At 61.9% G+C, this 12,002-nt stretch carries 12 protein-coding genes; 5 read left to right on the top strand and 7 right to left on the bottom strand.

Annotated elements, in window-relative coordinates:
• Positions 1 to 29: 29 nt before the first annotated feature.
• From VL202_RS12115 to rimP, 3 genes are all read right to left on the bottom strand, one after another.
• On the bottom strand, positions 30 to 716 hold the full coding sequence (locus tag VL202_RS12115; RefSeq protein ID WP_325464369.1) for an RNA-binding protein: 687 nt from the start codon (positions 714 to 716) through the stop codon (positions 30 to 32).
• A gap of 67 nt (positions 717 to 783) precedes the next feature.
• Complete coding sequence (nusA, locus tag VL202_RS12110; RefSeq protein WP_325464368.1) at positions 784 to 2,391, bottom strand: transcription termination factor NusA; 1,608 nt, start codon at positions 2,389 to 2,391, stop codon at positions 784 to 786.
• A 59-nt stretch (positions 2,392 to 2,450) separates the two neighbouring features.
• The gene (rimP, locus tag VL202_RS12105) at positions 2,451 to 3,083 is read right to left on the bottom strand and encodes a ribosome maturation factor RimP (RefSeq protein ID WP_325464367.1); all 633 of its coding nucleotides are present in this window, start codon (positions 3,081 to 3,083) and stop codon (positions 2,451 to 2,453) included.
• 259 nt (positions 3,084 to 3,342) lie between these two features.
• Between rimP and VL202_RS12100 the strand changes: the two genes are divergently transcribed.
• The 3 genes from VL202_RS12100 to VL202_RS12090 all read left to right on the top strand — a co-directional run bounded on the left by VL202_RS12100 (position 3,343) and on the right by VL202_RS12090 (position 5,874).
• The gene (locus VL202_RS12100) at positions 3,343 to 4,971 is read left to right on the top strand and encodes an MFS transporter (RefSeq protein ID WP_325464366.1); all 1,629 of its coding nucleotides are present in this window, start codon (positions 3,343 to 3,345) and stop codon (positions 4,969 to 4,971) included.
• Between the two features lie 146 nt (positions 4,972 to 5,117).
• Positions 5,118 to 5,453 carry a metalloregulator ArsR/SmtB family transcription factor gene (locus VL202_RS12095; RefSeq protein ID WP_325464365.1) on the top strand — a complete coding sequence of 112 codons (336 nt, stop codon included), beginning with the start codon at positions 5,118 to 5,120 and terminating at the stop codon, positions 5,451 to 5,453.
• Positions 5,446 to 5,874: an SRPBCC domain-containing protein gene (locus VL202_RS12090; RefSeq protein ID WP_325464364.1), complete on the top strand. Its 429-nt coding sequence runs from the start codon at positions 5,446 to 5,448 to the stop codon at positions 5,872 to 5,874. Before VL202_RS12095 ends, VL202_RS12090 begins: the two co-directional genes overlap by 8 nt.
• A 43-nt stretch (positions 5,875 to 5,917) precedes the next feature.
• Here the strand turns inward: VL202_RS12090 and VL202_RS12085 are convergent, their stop codons facing one another.
• Positions 5,918 to 7,183: a lytic murein transglycosylase gene (locus VL202_RS12085; protein ID WP_325464363.1), complete on the bottom strand. Its 1,266-nt coding sequence runs from the start codon at positions 7,181 to 7,183 to the stop codon at positions 5,918 to 5,920.
• Positions 7,184 to 7,326: 143 nt separating this feature from the next.
• Positions 7,327 to 7,932, bottom strand: coding sequence for a recombination mediator RecR (gene recR, locus VL202_RS12080; protein WP_325464362.1), 606 nt, complete (start codon positions 7,930 to 7,932; stop codon positions 7,327 to 7,329).
• Between the two features lie 58 nt (positions 7,933 to 7,990).
• On the opposite strand from recR, the gene VL202_RS12075 reads away from it, so the two are divergent.
• Together VL202_RS12075 and VL202_RS12070 are read left to right on the top strand one after the other, a co-directional pair.
• The gene (locus tag VL202_RS12075) at positions 7,991 to 8,605 is read left to right on the top strand and encodes an MOSC domain-containing protein (RefSeq protein ID WP_325464361.1); all 615 of its coding nucleotides are present in this window, start codon (positions 7,991 to 7,993) and stop codon (positions 8,603 to 8,605) included.
• A 237-nt stretch (positions 8,606 to 8,842) separates the two neighbouring features.
• A complete protein-coding gene (locus tag VL202_RS12070) occupies positions 8,843 to 9,712 on the top strand; it encodes a DUF2865 domain-containing protein (RefSeq protein WP_325464360.1) in 870 nt (289 codons plus the stop codon).
• 6 nt (positions 9,713 to 9,718) lie between these two features.
• On the opposite strand, the gene VL202_RS12065 is transcribed toward VL202_RS12070, so the two are convergent.
• Both VL202_RS12065 and VL202_RS12060 read right to left on the bottom strand, forming a co-directional pair.
• The gene (locus VL202_RS12065; RefSeq protein WP_062582432.1) at positions 9,719 to 10,042 is read right to left on the bottom strand and encodes a YbaB/EbfC family nucleoid-associated protein; all 324 of its coding nucleotides are present in this window, start codon (positions 10,040 to 10,042) and stop codon (positions 9,719 to 9,721) included.
• A gap of 38 nt (positions 10,043 to 10,080) precedes the next feature.
• Positions 10,081 to 11,964 (bottom strand): DNA polymerase III subunit gamma/tau, encoded by a 1,884-nt coding sequence (locus VL202_RS12060; protein ID WP_325464359.1) that lies wholly within the window; start codon positions 11,962 to 11,964, stop codon positions 10,081 to 10,083.
• Positions 11,965 to 12,002 lie beyond the last annotated feature (38 nt).

The following is a 12,002-nucleotide window of genomic DNA, read 5'->3' as shown; positions in this document are numbered from 1 at the left end:
GTATTGCCGGCCTGCGCCGGTGACCCGCGTCATTGTGTCGGCAAGCCAGATTCGGCGCCAACGGCTCGAGCGGGGACGGTTCCCCGATATCGTTCGAGCATGTTTGCGCGCTTCACTACACCCTCACCCGCCTGCCCTGCAAGCGCGCAAGCATGGATAAAAGCATTCTGGCCCAAAAGCCCGTCCATTTCCGCCTCGGTGAAGAAGCGGAAGGAGGGTATTTCCTGTCCATCATCGGCGACAAAGCTCATGGCCTTGCGCGCCTGGTCAATCTTTCGCACCCCGTCGGGGGCGGCATCCACCGCGTGGAAGGTGGCAAGTGCTGCCATTGCCCGCACGGACTGTTCCACTTTAGAGGCGCCGCTGACGAACTGGGCTGCCTTGCGCGCCATGTTCATCATGCCGGCGAGTTGCATCGCCAGCAGACGATCGACCTCATCGGCCAGCTCCGGTCCCGCTGTCACGTCGGCCTTCTTCAGGCCGCGCGCGAACAGCTTCTTGGCGATCGCCTTTTCCAGCACCGTCCTTTCGGCGCTCACCCAGCAACCGCGCCCCGGCAATTGCTTCTTGAGGTCGGCAACCACCCGGCCGTCAGGCCCGGCGACGAAGCGGATCAACGTTTCCGGCGTACCGCCCTGCCGTGTCACGATGCACATGCGGCCGTTCACTGCTTCACCATCGATGTCCCCGACGGGGTCCTTGTCTTCGATCAACATGCGTGTTCAACCAGCATGGCGATTTTCAAGCAGCATCATCAGCCCGATCACGATCAGCAACGCCCTTTCAGGCGTCCTGTTCCGCGCCTTCCACGACTTCGAGAGCCTCTTCCTCGCGCGCCAGATCCTCTTCGGTAATCCAGCCGGCGGCAAGACGCGCCTGCAGGACCATGCGTTCGGCTTCGACGCGCGAAACCTCGAGCTTGGAGAACAGGCCTTCGAACTTCTTGGTTTCGCCGTCCTTGCGTTCCGACCAGCCGACCAGATCGTCGGCGGCGCAGCCCGCGAAGTCTTCCATCGTCTTGATGCCGTCTTCACCCAGCGCAACCAGCATCTGGCCGGTCATGCCGTTGATCGAACGCAGCTCGTCGGAAACGCCGAGTGCAACGCGCTTGGCATCCATTTCGGCTTCCAGTCGATCGAGATATTCGCGCGCGCGGGTCTGCAGTTCGCTGGCGGTGTCCTCGTCGAAGCCTTCGATCGAGGCAATTTCGTCGAGCTCGACATAGGCGAGCTCTTCGACAGCGGCAAAGCCTTCCGATGCGAGAACCTGGCCGACCATTTCGTCGACGTCGAGCGCTTCCATGAACAGGTTGGTGCGCTCGTTGAATTCCTTCTGGCGGCGTTCCGATTCCTCGGCTTCCGTCATGATGTCGATGTCCCAGCCGGTGAGCTGCGAGGCGAGGCGGACGTTCTGGCCGCGGCGGCCGATGGCCAGCGACAGCTGTTCGTCGGGAACCACGACTTCGATGCGCTCGGCATCCTCGTCGAGAACCACCTTGGTGACTTCAGCCGGCTGCAGCGCGTTGACGATGAACGACGCCGGGTTCTCGTTCCACGGAATGATGTCGATCTTCTCGCCCTGCAGTTCGCCGACGACGGCCTGAACGCGCGAGCCGCGCATGCCGACGCAGGCGCCGACCGGATCGATCGAGCTATCGTTCGAGATCACGGCGATCTTGGCGCGCGAGCCGGGGTCGCGGGCAACCGAACGGATCTGGATGATGCCGTCGTAGATTTCCGGAACTTCCATGGTGAACAGCTTCACCATGAACTGCGGATGCGTGCGCGACAGGAAGATCTGCGGGCCGCGCTGTTCGCGGCGCACGTCGTAGACGTATGAACGGACGCGGTCGCCATAGCGCATGTTCTCGCGCGGGATCATTTCGTCGCGGCGGATGATGCCTTCGCCACGGCCGAGATCGACGATGACGTTGCCGTATTCGACGCGCTTGACCGTGCCGTTGACGATTTCGCCGATACGATCCTTGAACTCGTCGAACTGGCGGTCACGCTCGGCTTCGCGCACCTTCTGGACGATGACCTGCTTGGCCGACTGGGCGGCGATGCGGCCGAAATCCATCGGCGGCAGCGGATCGGCGATGAAGTCGCCGAGAACGGCGTCCGGATTGCGGTCGCGGGCCAGTTCGAGCGGGATCTGCGTCGAGTAATCCTCGGCGTGCTCGACCACTTCGAGAAGGCGCTGCAGCCGGATTTCGCCGGTCTTGGAATTGATGTCGGCGCGGATATTGCTTTCCGAACCGTAGCGCGAGCGGGCCGCCTTCTGGATCGCATCGGCCATGGCGGCCAGAACGATTTCGCGGTCGATCACCTTTTCGCGCGCGACGGCATCCGCGATCTGCAGAAGTTCGAGCCGGTTAGCACTCACTGCCATATTAAAGTCTCCGTCTGATTGCCGGGGCTTCATCGTCGAAGCGGCCCGCGCCCATGAACTCAATTGATCGGCGAATCTTCGTCTTCGAAGTTTTCGTTGGCAGCCATTCCCTGTGCGGATTGTGCTGCCTTCGCCTTCTTGTCTGCGGTCAGCGCATCGCGGATCAGGTCGTCCGTCAGGATCAGCCTGCCTTCGGCGAACGCCGTGAAGGGAATCACCACGCGGGGTTCTTCGCCGGCAGCCGGCTGATCGCGCTCGATCGTAAAGCCTTCGTCGTCGGCCGAAACGATCGTGCCGCGAAAACGCTTGCGGCTATCAACCAGGACCGACGTCTCGCACTTGATAAGATGGCCAGCCCAGCGGCTGAAATCCGACTTGCGCACCATCGGACGGTCGATGCCGGGCGACGATACTTCAAGATGATACTCCCGATCGACTGGATCTTCCACATCGAGAACCGGCGAAATCGCGGTGGAGATCGTCTCGCAGTCTTCGACGGTCATCGTACCGTCAAGGCGTTCCGCCATGATCTGCAGCGTGGCACCGTTCTGCGAGGACAGGCGAACCCGAACCAGCTGGTATCCCATCGGAACCAGCACAGGCTCGATGATGTCGGCGATCCGCTGGTCGATCCCCGTCTCGGTGACCAGGCGCGGTTCCTGCGTGTTTTCTGCCGTTGTCGTATCGGACAAACGATGCTCTCCCAAAACATCGGTAATAAAAAAGAGCGGGTCCTGACGGGCCCACTCTTCATCAACCGATCAAGAATTTGAGGGTCATATACGCTCGATTATCCGCAAATGCAAGATATCACCGCTTGGCATCCAAAATGGCGCACGATAAGGCCAAGTGGCAAAATCCCGCCGGGCTTGGCGCTTTTGCTTGCCCGGCGGGTCATGTGGTCTAGATTGGGCTGACAAGAGCAATCCAACACAGACAGGGTGGACAGCGTTGCCGCATCGACTATCGCCATTGGCACCGTTCAAGCATGACACGTTCCGCGTCATCTGGGTGGCGAGCCTCGCGTCCAATTTTGGCGGCCTCATCCAGGCGGTGGGCGCGGCCTGGATGATGACGTCGATCACGTCCTCGGCCAACATGGTGGCGCTGGTGCAGGCGTCGACCTCGCTGCCGATCATGCTGTTTTCGCTGGTTTCAGGCGCGCTGGCCGATAATTTCGACCGGCGGCGGATCATGCTGGTGGCGCAATGTTTCATGCTGCTGGTGTCGGCTCTTTTGACCGTCTTTGCCTATTACGGGCTGATCACGCCCTGGCTTCTGCTGTTGTTCACCTTCCTGATCGGCTGCGGCACGGCGCTCAACAATCCGTCCTGGCAGGCTTCCGTGGGCGACATGGTGCCGCGAGATGTGCTGCCGGCCGCCGTGGCGCTCAACAGCATGGGCTTCAACATCACCCGTTCGGTCGGTCCCGCCATCGGTGGCGTCATCGTTGCTGCGGCCGGAGCAGCCGCCGCTTTTGCCGCCAATACGCTCAGCTATTTCGCCATTCTTTTCGCACTGGTGCGCTGGCGCCGGGAGGAGACGCTGTCGACGCTACCGCGCGAATCGATGGGGCGGGCGATTTCCGCCGGTCTTCGCTACGTCGCGATGTCGCCGAATATCGGCAAGGTGCTGGTTCGCGGCTTCGTCTTCGGCCTCTCCGCCAGTGCCATCCTGGCGCTCCTGCCGCTGGTCGCCCGCGATCTCGTTGCCGGCGGGCCGCTGACCTATGGCATCATGCTGGGAGCCTTTGGGCTTGGGGCGATCGGCGGAGCACTTTTGAGCGCTCTGCTGCGCGAGCACATGTCGAGCGAATGGGTCGTGCGGATTGCCTTTGCCGGCTTTGCCATCAGCGCGCTCGTCACCGCCTTCAGCCCCTATGGCTGGCTGACCAGCCTTTCCCTGCTTCTGTCCGGCGGCGGTTGGGTGCTGGCCCTGTCGCTGTTCAACACGACCGTGCAGCTATCGACCCCGCGCTGGGTGGTCGGCCGGGCGCTGTCGCTCTATCAGACAACGACCTTTGGCGGCATCGCCGCCGGCAGCTGGATATGGGGCCAGCTGGCGGACATGCACGGTCCTGCCGCTGCGCTGATCATTTCCGCGCTTTTGATGGCCGTCGGCGCCGCCATCGGGCTTCGGCTGCCGCTGCCGGAATTCCAGTCGCTCAATCTCGATCCGCTCAATCGCTTCTCCGAGCCGTTGCTGAAGCTGGACCTGAAGCCGCGCAGCGGCCCGATCGTCGTGATGATCGATTATGAAATCGCCGAAGAAGACGTACCGGAATTCCTCACCGCCATGGCCGAGCGTCGGCGCACCCGTATCCGTGACGGCGCTGGCCAGTGGGGGCTGATGCGGGACCTGGAAAACCCGACGGTGTGGACCGAGACCTATCATGTGCCCACCTGGGTGGAATATGTCCGTCACAACCAGCGCCGCACCCAGGCGGACGCTGTGATCGGCGACCGGCTCCTGGCGCTGCATCGGGGGGGCGTCGCACCCCGCGTGCACCGCATGATTGAACGCCAGACCATCCTTCCCTACGATTACGAGCGCTACAAGCAACAGGTGGACATGCACTGAGCACCCGCCACTTCGATCCCGAAAGGGATTTCCATCTCTGAGCTGATCAAGTTTCAGGGGAGGACGGCTTTTTCGCGTTTGAAAATACTCACCCGCATGGTTGACTAATTTCTGATATTTCTATATTCAACCATTAAGGTGAATAAATGGACGATGATGCTCTGTCACGGGTGCTGAAGGCGGCGGGCGATACCACGCGGCGGCGCATCCTGACGCTGCTCGTGCAGGAAGGGGCGCTCCGGGTAACCGCGCTTGCAGCCCATTTCGACATGTCGCTCAATTCCGTCTCCAAGCACATCAAGGTGCTGGAGGAGGCGGGGCTCGTCACCCGCCGGACAACGGGCCGCGAACATTTCATCACGGCTGAACTCGAGCCGTTGAAACTGACGGAGGACTGGTTCGCGCAGCTGAAATCCATCTGGGAATTGCGTCTGACAGCGCTGGAAAGCCTACTCGTTTCAAAGGAAGAGAATGATGAATGAGCTTGAACTGACACTGAACCGCACGATTGCCGCGCCGCGCGAAAAGGTCTTCAACGCCTGGCTCTCGCCGACGATGCTTTCCAAATTCATGGCGCCGCCGTTCGGAAGCTCAGAGCCGACCCGGGTCACGAACGATCCGGTCAAGGGCGGCCGTTTCTCGATTGTCATGGTAACGCCGGACAAGGACATTCCGCACGCTGGCACCTATCTGGAGATCGATCCCTTCTCGCGCCTCGCCTTCACCTGGGAATCGCCCTACTCGCTCGACGACAGTGTCGTGACGATCGACCTTGCTGAAGTCGATCCAAAGACGACCCGGATCACGCTGAAGCAGGTGAAATTCAAGAGCGAGGAAGCACGCGAAGGCCATGAAAAGGGCTGGAACGCTATCCTGACGCTGCTGGAAGAAAATCTCGCCTGAGCCGGGCATCACGCCGGACGGGGCAAACGGCTTCGTCCGGCGGCTACAGTTTGCCGAGCATGTTTTCTTCCGGATAGCAGGTCGGAGCCATGCCGTTGTCCGCCTGCCAGCGGCCGATCGAGCGGCGGGTCTTGAAGCCAGGCAGGCCGTCGGCCTTGCCGATGTCATGGCCTTGGGCTTCCAGCGATTTCTGCATCGTCAGCACGTCCGAGCGCAGCATCTTGCCGACATTGCCGAACTGGCCCTTGAATGCGCCGCCGCCGGAGGCGATCCGATCGGCAAGATTGCCGATGAACAGCGCGTAGAGGTCGGAATTGTTGTATTCCTTGATGACGTAGAAATTCGGCGTGACGATGAATTCCGGCCCGTGGCGGCCGGCCGGCACCAGCATCATGCCATCGGCTTTGGCCTCGCCCGATGGAAAAGCCTTGCCGGAAATCCGCGTGATGCCGCTCGCCGCCCATTGGCCGATCGGCTTGGCCAGATCCGGTCCTTCCTGCGCGCAGGACACGTTCGCCGGGATTTTGACCTCGAAGCCCCAGTCGCGGCCGCGCTGCCAGCCTTTTTTCGCCAGGTAATTGGCGATGGAGGCCAGCGTGTCCGGCGTCGATTTCCAGATGTCGCGCCGGCCGTCCCCATCGAAATCGACGGCATATTTGAGGAAGCTCGTCGGCAGGAACTGTGGCTGGCCCATGGCGCCAGCCCAGGAGCCCTTCATGTCCGCCTCGCGCACATCGCCGCTGTCGAGAATATGCAGCGCCGCGATCAGTTCGCGCCGGAACAGGTCGCCACGCGTCGACATGAAGGCCTTGGTTGCCAGAACATCCATGATCGGATGGGGAATTTTGGCTCTGCCGAAGCCGGATTCGCGACCCCAGATGGCAACGACGATCGGCCCGGGAACACCATAGGTCTTCTCGATCCGCCGCAGCGTCGCGGCATTTTCCTTGGCCAGGCTGCCACCGGTGGTGGCCAATCCCTGCAGCCGCTTTTCGGAAAAATAGGCGCCCGGCGAGGCAAACTCCGCCTGGTTCTGCTTCTGCGTGCTCGGCGGCCTGGTGCCGGGCGGCACGAGATCGGGCAGGTCCCAGTCGAGCTTCACATCGGCAAAGGCAGCCCTGAAGGATTTTTCGGAGATGCCGGATTTTTGGGCTTCCGGCCACAGATCGGTCTGCAGCCATTGGCGGAACTGGGCTTCGGTGTCGGCCTTGGAGGCGGCGAGGGTGGGGGAGGATGAGAGGAGGAGCAGGGTGAAGGCTGCCGTCAGCGTCTTCCGGAGAGTGCCCCCCTCTGTCGGCGGCGCCGACATCTCCCCCACAAGGGGGGAGATGAGCCGAGACTGTCGTGCCCCGCTGACGAGGCGATCAATGAAGGAAATGAACAATCGCCCCCCTTGTGGGGGAGATGTCACGGAGTGACAGAGGGGGGTAGGGTGCGGCATATCCAGGGTTCTCAAATCGCCGTCCTCGCCCTCAATGCCGCCGTCAGCGTGCCCTCGTCCAGATAGTCCAGTTCGCCGCCGACGGGAACGCCGTGCGCCAGGCGGGTGATCTTGACGCCAAGGCCGTCGAGCTGGTCGGTGATGTAATGCGCTGTCGTCTGGCCCTCGACGGTGGCGTTGACGGCGATGATCAGTTCGCGCACACCGCCCTTCGATACACGCTCGACCAGTCCCTTGATGTTCAGATCGTCCGGTCCGACGCCGTCGAGCGGCGACAGCGTACCGCCGAGCACGTGATAGGCCGTGTTCATCGCGCTGGCCCTTTCCAGCGCCCAGAGGTCGGACACGTCCTCCACCACGATAATGACGGAATTGTCGCGCCGGTCGTCGGAGCAGACGCTGCAGGGATCGATCGTATCGACATTGCCGCAGCAGGAGCAGATGCGCACCTTGGCATGGGCCTGGCCCATCGCATCGGCCAGCGGGCCAAGCAACTGGTCCTTCTTCTTCACCAGGTGCAGCGCCGCACGCCGGGCCGAGCGCGGCCCGAGCCCGGGCACTTTTGCCAGGAGCTGGATGAGTTTTTCGATTTCGGGGCCGGTGACTCGCTTTGCCATGCGGCGGTTCTACCCCATATCCAACGGGAACGGAATCGCTGAAAAGAGGGTGTCGCGCATGAAAATCCTGGCCGTCTGCACAGGCAGTGCCGAAGTCCTGGTCGGCAAATCCTACAAGACCGGCATCTTCAAGCATCCCGTCGAAGCCGGCGTAATGGTCGATCGCGAAGGCCTGATCGGCGACAGGATCTGCAACCGCAAGCACCATGGCGGCGTCGACCAGGCCGTCTATGCGATGGGTTCGATCGATCTCGACTGGTGGTCGAAGGAGCTTGGGCGTGATCTGGAGCCCGGCACATTCGGGGAAAACCTCGTGATCGAAGGCGTAGACTGCCGCAAGATTTCCGTCGGTGACCGGTTCGAGACGGAAACGGTCGAACTGGAGGTAACCTCGACCCGCATCCCCTGTGCCACGCTGTCCGCCCGCATGGGTGATCCGGGTTTCGCAAGGCGTTTCAACAAGGCCGGGCGGCCGGGATTCTATTGCCGCGTGCTCAAGGATGGCGTCGTACAGGCTGGCGATGCCGTCACCTGCCATGCCTATTCCGGTCCGCCGGTCACCATGCCGGAATTGCTCGAAAGCTACGGGCAGAATCTCTCCGACGAAGACAGGTCCCGCTATCTTGCGGCACCGATCCATTACAAGCTTCGAGCCAAGCTCACCAGCGCATGAGCCTGGCCGGAATTGCCGAAATTTTCCGGGTATCGGTTTTAACCATCTGTTTAACTTCCGCTTTATTTCACGCTCCCCGCCATCTATGAGAACGGGTGTCGTCAGGCCTTCATTGCATCTCAGCCTTTCGCGACACATTGATCATCTTGCGGATACAGCGAAAACCGGAGCGAACCTGCGAGCGCGAGTGTTCCTTCGGCTGCGTGCCTGTCCGCACAACGGCGGCAAGGGCTGATCATGTTTGGATTGAAGCGATTTGCAGACTGGAGCCGCCGGCTCTGCATGTTGGCGCTCGTCATGCTTCTCGGCGTCTCGATCCACGACAATGCCGCGCTGGCAGGCGGAAAGGCCGCAAGCAACCCGGAAATCATGCGCCTGCAGCGCCAGATCGCCGCAAATCGGGCCTTCGAGGTGAAATACAGCTGCGCGATGCGTTCCAGCTTCGCCTGCCGGGAAATTGCCAAGCGCATCGCCCAAACCAGCGTCCGTCTCGCAAGCCTTTCGGTCGCCCCGCGTCAGAGCGATCAGCAGCAGTCTGCTGTCGCCAGGAACCTGCAGGCCAAGCGCCAGATGAGTGCCCGGATCAGCGCGAGAACCATGGCCGCGGCCTATTCCCTGCCGCGCAGCAAGGCGAAGATCGAGACGCGCTGCGTCCGACTTTCCGACGGCTATTATTTTCCGACCCCGAACTCGGGCTACAACACGGCAGACGACATGCAGGCGATCGCCGGGCAGTGCAAATTCATCTGCGATGATCCGTCGATGGATGTCTTCCGGATGACCGGCACAGACCGCAACACCGACGAGATGGTGTCTGTCACGACCGGCCTGCGCTATGCCGATCTGCCCAATGCCGGTGCCTATCGCGCCGTATCGCCGCTCAAGACCTGCGACATGGCGAAGTTCTACAAGACAGTGCTGGCAAGAACGCCGGTTGCAAGCGGCGAGACGACGGAAATTTCCGGGACGGCAACCGAGGAAACGGCAGAGGCTGCCATCGACATGGTTCTGCTTGGTGATGTCGGCCTGCGTGGCTCCGCGTCCTTCGTTCCGGCGCCAGTCCGCAAGATCCGTATCGTCGGCGCAGCTTACCTGCCGGTCAACTGACGCAGATCAGAACGGGAATTTCATGCCGGGCGGGATCGGCAGGCCGGCGGTCAGCGCCTTGGTCTTTTCAGCAGTGATGGCTTCGGCCTTGTCCTTGCCGTCCTTGTGGGCGGCAACGATCAGGTCCTCGAGGATTTCGACATCGTCTTCCTTGAAGAGCGACGGGTCGATCTTGATGCCTTTGAGGTTGCCCTTGCCGTCCATGCGGACGGTGACGAGACCGCCGCCGGAGGAGCCGTCGACTTCGAGCGCGGAAATTTCTTCCTGCATCTTCTCCATCTTGGCCTGCATTTCCTTGACCTTGCCCATCATGCCCATGATGTCACGCATCGCCCTATCCTCTTCTTGTCTACTGTAAATGCCTGGAGCTAGTGTTCGATATCGTCGCCGGGCAGAATGTCGCCGTCTTCGGATTCAGCAGCGGCAACCACAAGGGTTTCGTTTTCCTCTTCCGGCTCCGGTCCCTTGATCCTGACATCGGTGATCTTGGCGCCGGGAAAGCGGGCGAGGATGGCGGCGACATCAGGATCCTGGCGGGCATCGCTGACACGCTTTTCCTGCGCCCGCGTTTCCGCCTCGATCAGTGTCGGCTGACCGGGTTCGCGGCTGAGAATGACCATCCAGCGAATGCCGGTCCAATCCTCCAGCTTCTTCTGCAGTTCGGCGACCAGCGTCTTCGGTGCATCATCCGGCAGGTTGAGTTCCAGCCGTCCCGGTTCGAGGCTGACCAGCCGCACGAAACCGCGCACCAGTGTCTTCAGCTTGATGTCGCGATTGGTGCCGCAAAGATCGGCGATATCGCTGACGGAGCGGAGCGAAACCTTGGGCTCGGGCTTGGCGGCGGGCGCTTCGACCGGCCGGTGTTCCATCATGCCGACGGCGATCGGTTCCGGCGGTGCGACATCGGGCACCGCGCGCAACATTGTCGCGCCGTTTTGGGTCGTGCGCTGGGCTGGCTGCATGTCGCTACCGCGCGCCTGGACCAGGCCACCACCGATGGATGCCTGCGCACCACTGCCATTGCCGCCGTTCGAGGCAGGGGACGGCCGCTGGCTTTCGCCATTGGACAATTCGAGCAAGCGGCGGGCCGCGTCTTCGGGAGATGGGAGATGGGCGGCATGCGCAAGCCGGATTAGCACCATCTCAGCCGCACCGGCCGGGCGCGAAGAGCTTTCGGTTTCCGGAATGCCCTTCAGCAGCATCTGCCAGATGCGCGACAGGGTCGTCACTGCGACAGACGAGGCGAATTCCGCGCCGCGTGAGCGTTCGATCTCGCTCAGCGACTGATCGTTGGAAGCATCCGGGACGAATTTTAACCGTGTGACCAGATGGGTGAAGTCGGCAAGATCGGTCAGCACGACGGAGGGACTGGCGCCGGCCTCGTATTGCCCGGCGAATTCCTCCAGCGCGGCTGCCACGTCGCCTTTGACGACATGCTGGAAGAGATCGACGATGCGGGCTCGGTCGGCAAGGCCGAGCATCGAGCGCACGGCCTCCACCTCGACAATACCACCGCCATGGGCGATCGCCTGGTCGAGCAACGACAGGCCATCACGCGCCGAGCCTTCGGCGGCGCGCGCAATCATCGCCAAGGCATCCTGATCGGCGGAAATGCCTTCCTTGCCGAGAATGGTGGTGAACAGACCGACGAGATCCGACGCGCCGATGCGGCGCAGGTCGAAGCGCTGGCAGCGCGACAGCACGGTAATCGGAACCTTGCGGATTTCGGTGGTCGCGAAGATGAACTTCACATGCTCCGGCGGCTCTTCGAGCGTCTTCAGCAAACCGTTGAAGGCCTGCGTCGAGAGCATGTGCACTTCGTCGATGATATAGACCTTGTAGCGCGCCGATACCGGGCGATAACGCACCTGCTCGATGATCTCGCGGATATCGTCGATACCGGTATGGGAGGCGGCGTCCATCTCGATGACATCGACATGCCGGCCTTCCATGATCGCCTGGCAATGCTCGCCGGGGATCCTGAGGTCGATGGTCGGCTTGTCGATCTCTGATGTCTTGTAGTTGAGCGCGCGGGCAAGGATGCGGGCGGTTGTGGTCTTGCCGACCCCACGAACGCCGGTCAGCATGTAGGCCTGGGCGATACGGCCGGTCTCGAACGCGTTGGTGAGCGTCCTGACCATCGGTTCCTGGCCGACCATCAGGTCGGAGAAATCCTTCGGCCGGTATTTGCGCGCAAGCACGCGGTAGGCGGCGGGTTTTTCGGATGTCGGGATCAAAGTGTCTTCGCTCATCGCCCTTTTTTCCCCAGACGGGGCCGCTCGGCTGCAAA

Origin of the sequence: Pararhizobium sp. (assembly GCF_035497515.1) — a bacterium.
Lineage (GTDB): Bacteria > Pseudomonadota > Alphaproteobacteria > Rhizobiales > Rhizobiaceae > Pararhizobium.
Note: the sequence above shows the minus strand (reverse complement) of the source record. Positions and strands in the feature narration are given on the sequence as shown.

What these genes read in the sequence shown, in the direction of transcription:
- VL202_RS12115 (WP_325464369.1), bottom strand. Translation starts at nt 716, where the DNA reads ATGTTGATCGAAGACAAGGACCCCGTCGGGGACATCGATGGTGAAGCA.
- nusA (WP_325464368.1), bottom strand. Translation starts at nt 2,391, where the DNA reads ATGGCAGTGAGTGCTAACCGGCTCGAACTTCTGCAGATCGCGGATGCC.
- VL202_RS12095 (WP_325464365.1), top strand. Translation starts at nt 5,118, where the DNA reads ATGGACGATGATGCTCTGTCACGGGTGCTGAAGGCGGCGGGCGATACC.
- VL202_RS12090 (WP_325464364.1), top strand. Translation starts at nt 5,446, where the DNA reads ATGAATGAGCTTGAACTGACACTGAACCGCACGATTGCCGCGCCGCGC.
- VL202_RS12085 (WP_325464363.1), bottom strand. Translation starts at nt 7,183, where the DNA reads ATGTCGGCGCCGCCGACAGAGGGGGGCACTCTCCGGAAGACGCTGACG.
- recR (WP_325464362.1), bottom strand. Translation starts at nt 7,932, where the DNA reads ATGGCAAAGCGAGTCACCGGCCCCGAAATCGAAAAACTCATCCAGCTC.
- VL202_RS12075 (WP_325464361.1), top strand. Translation starts at nt 7,991, where the DNA reads ATGAAAATCCTGGCCGTCTGCACAGGCAGTGCCGAAGTCCTGGTCGGC.
- VL202_RS12070 (WP_325464360.1), top strand. Translation starts at nt 8,843, where the DNA reads ATGTTTGGATTGAAGCGATTTGCAGACTGGAGCCGCCGGCTCTGCATG.
- VL202_RS12065 (WP_062582432.1), bottom strand. Translation starts at nt 10,042, where the DNA reads ATGCGTGACATCATGGGCATGATGGGCAAGGTCAAGGAAATGCAGGCC.
- VL202_RS12060 (WP_325464359.1), bottom strand. Translation starts at nt 11,964, where the DNA reads ATGAGCGAAGACACTTTGATCCCGACATCCGAAAAACCCGCCGCCTAC.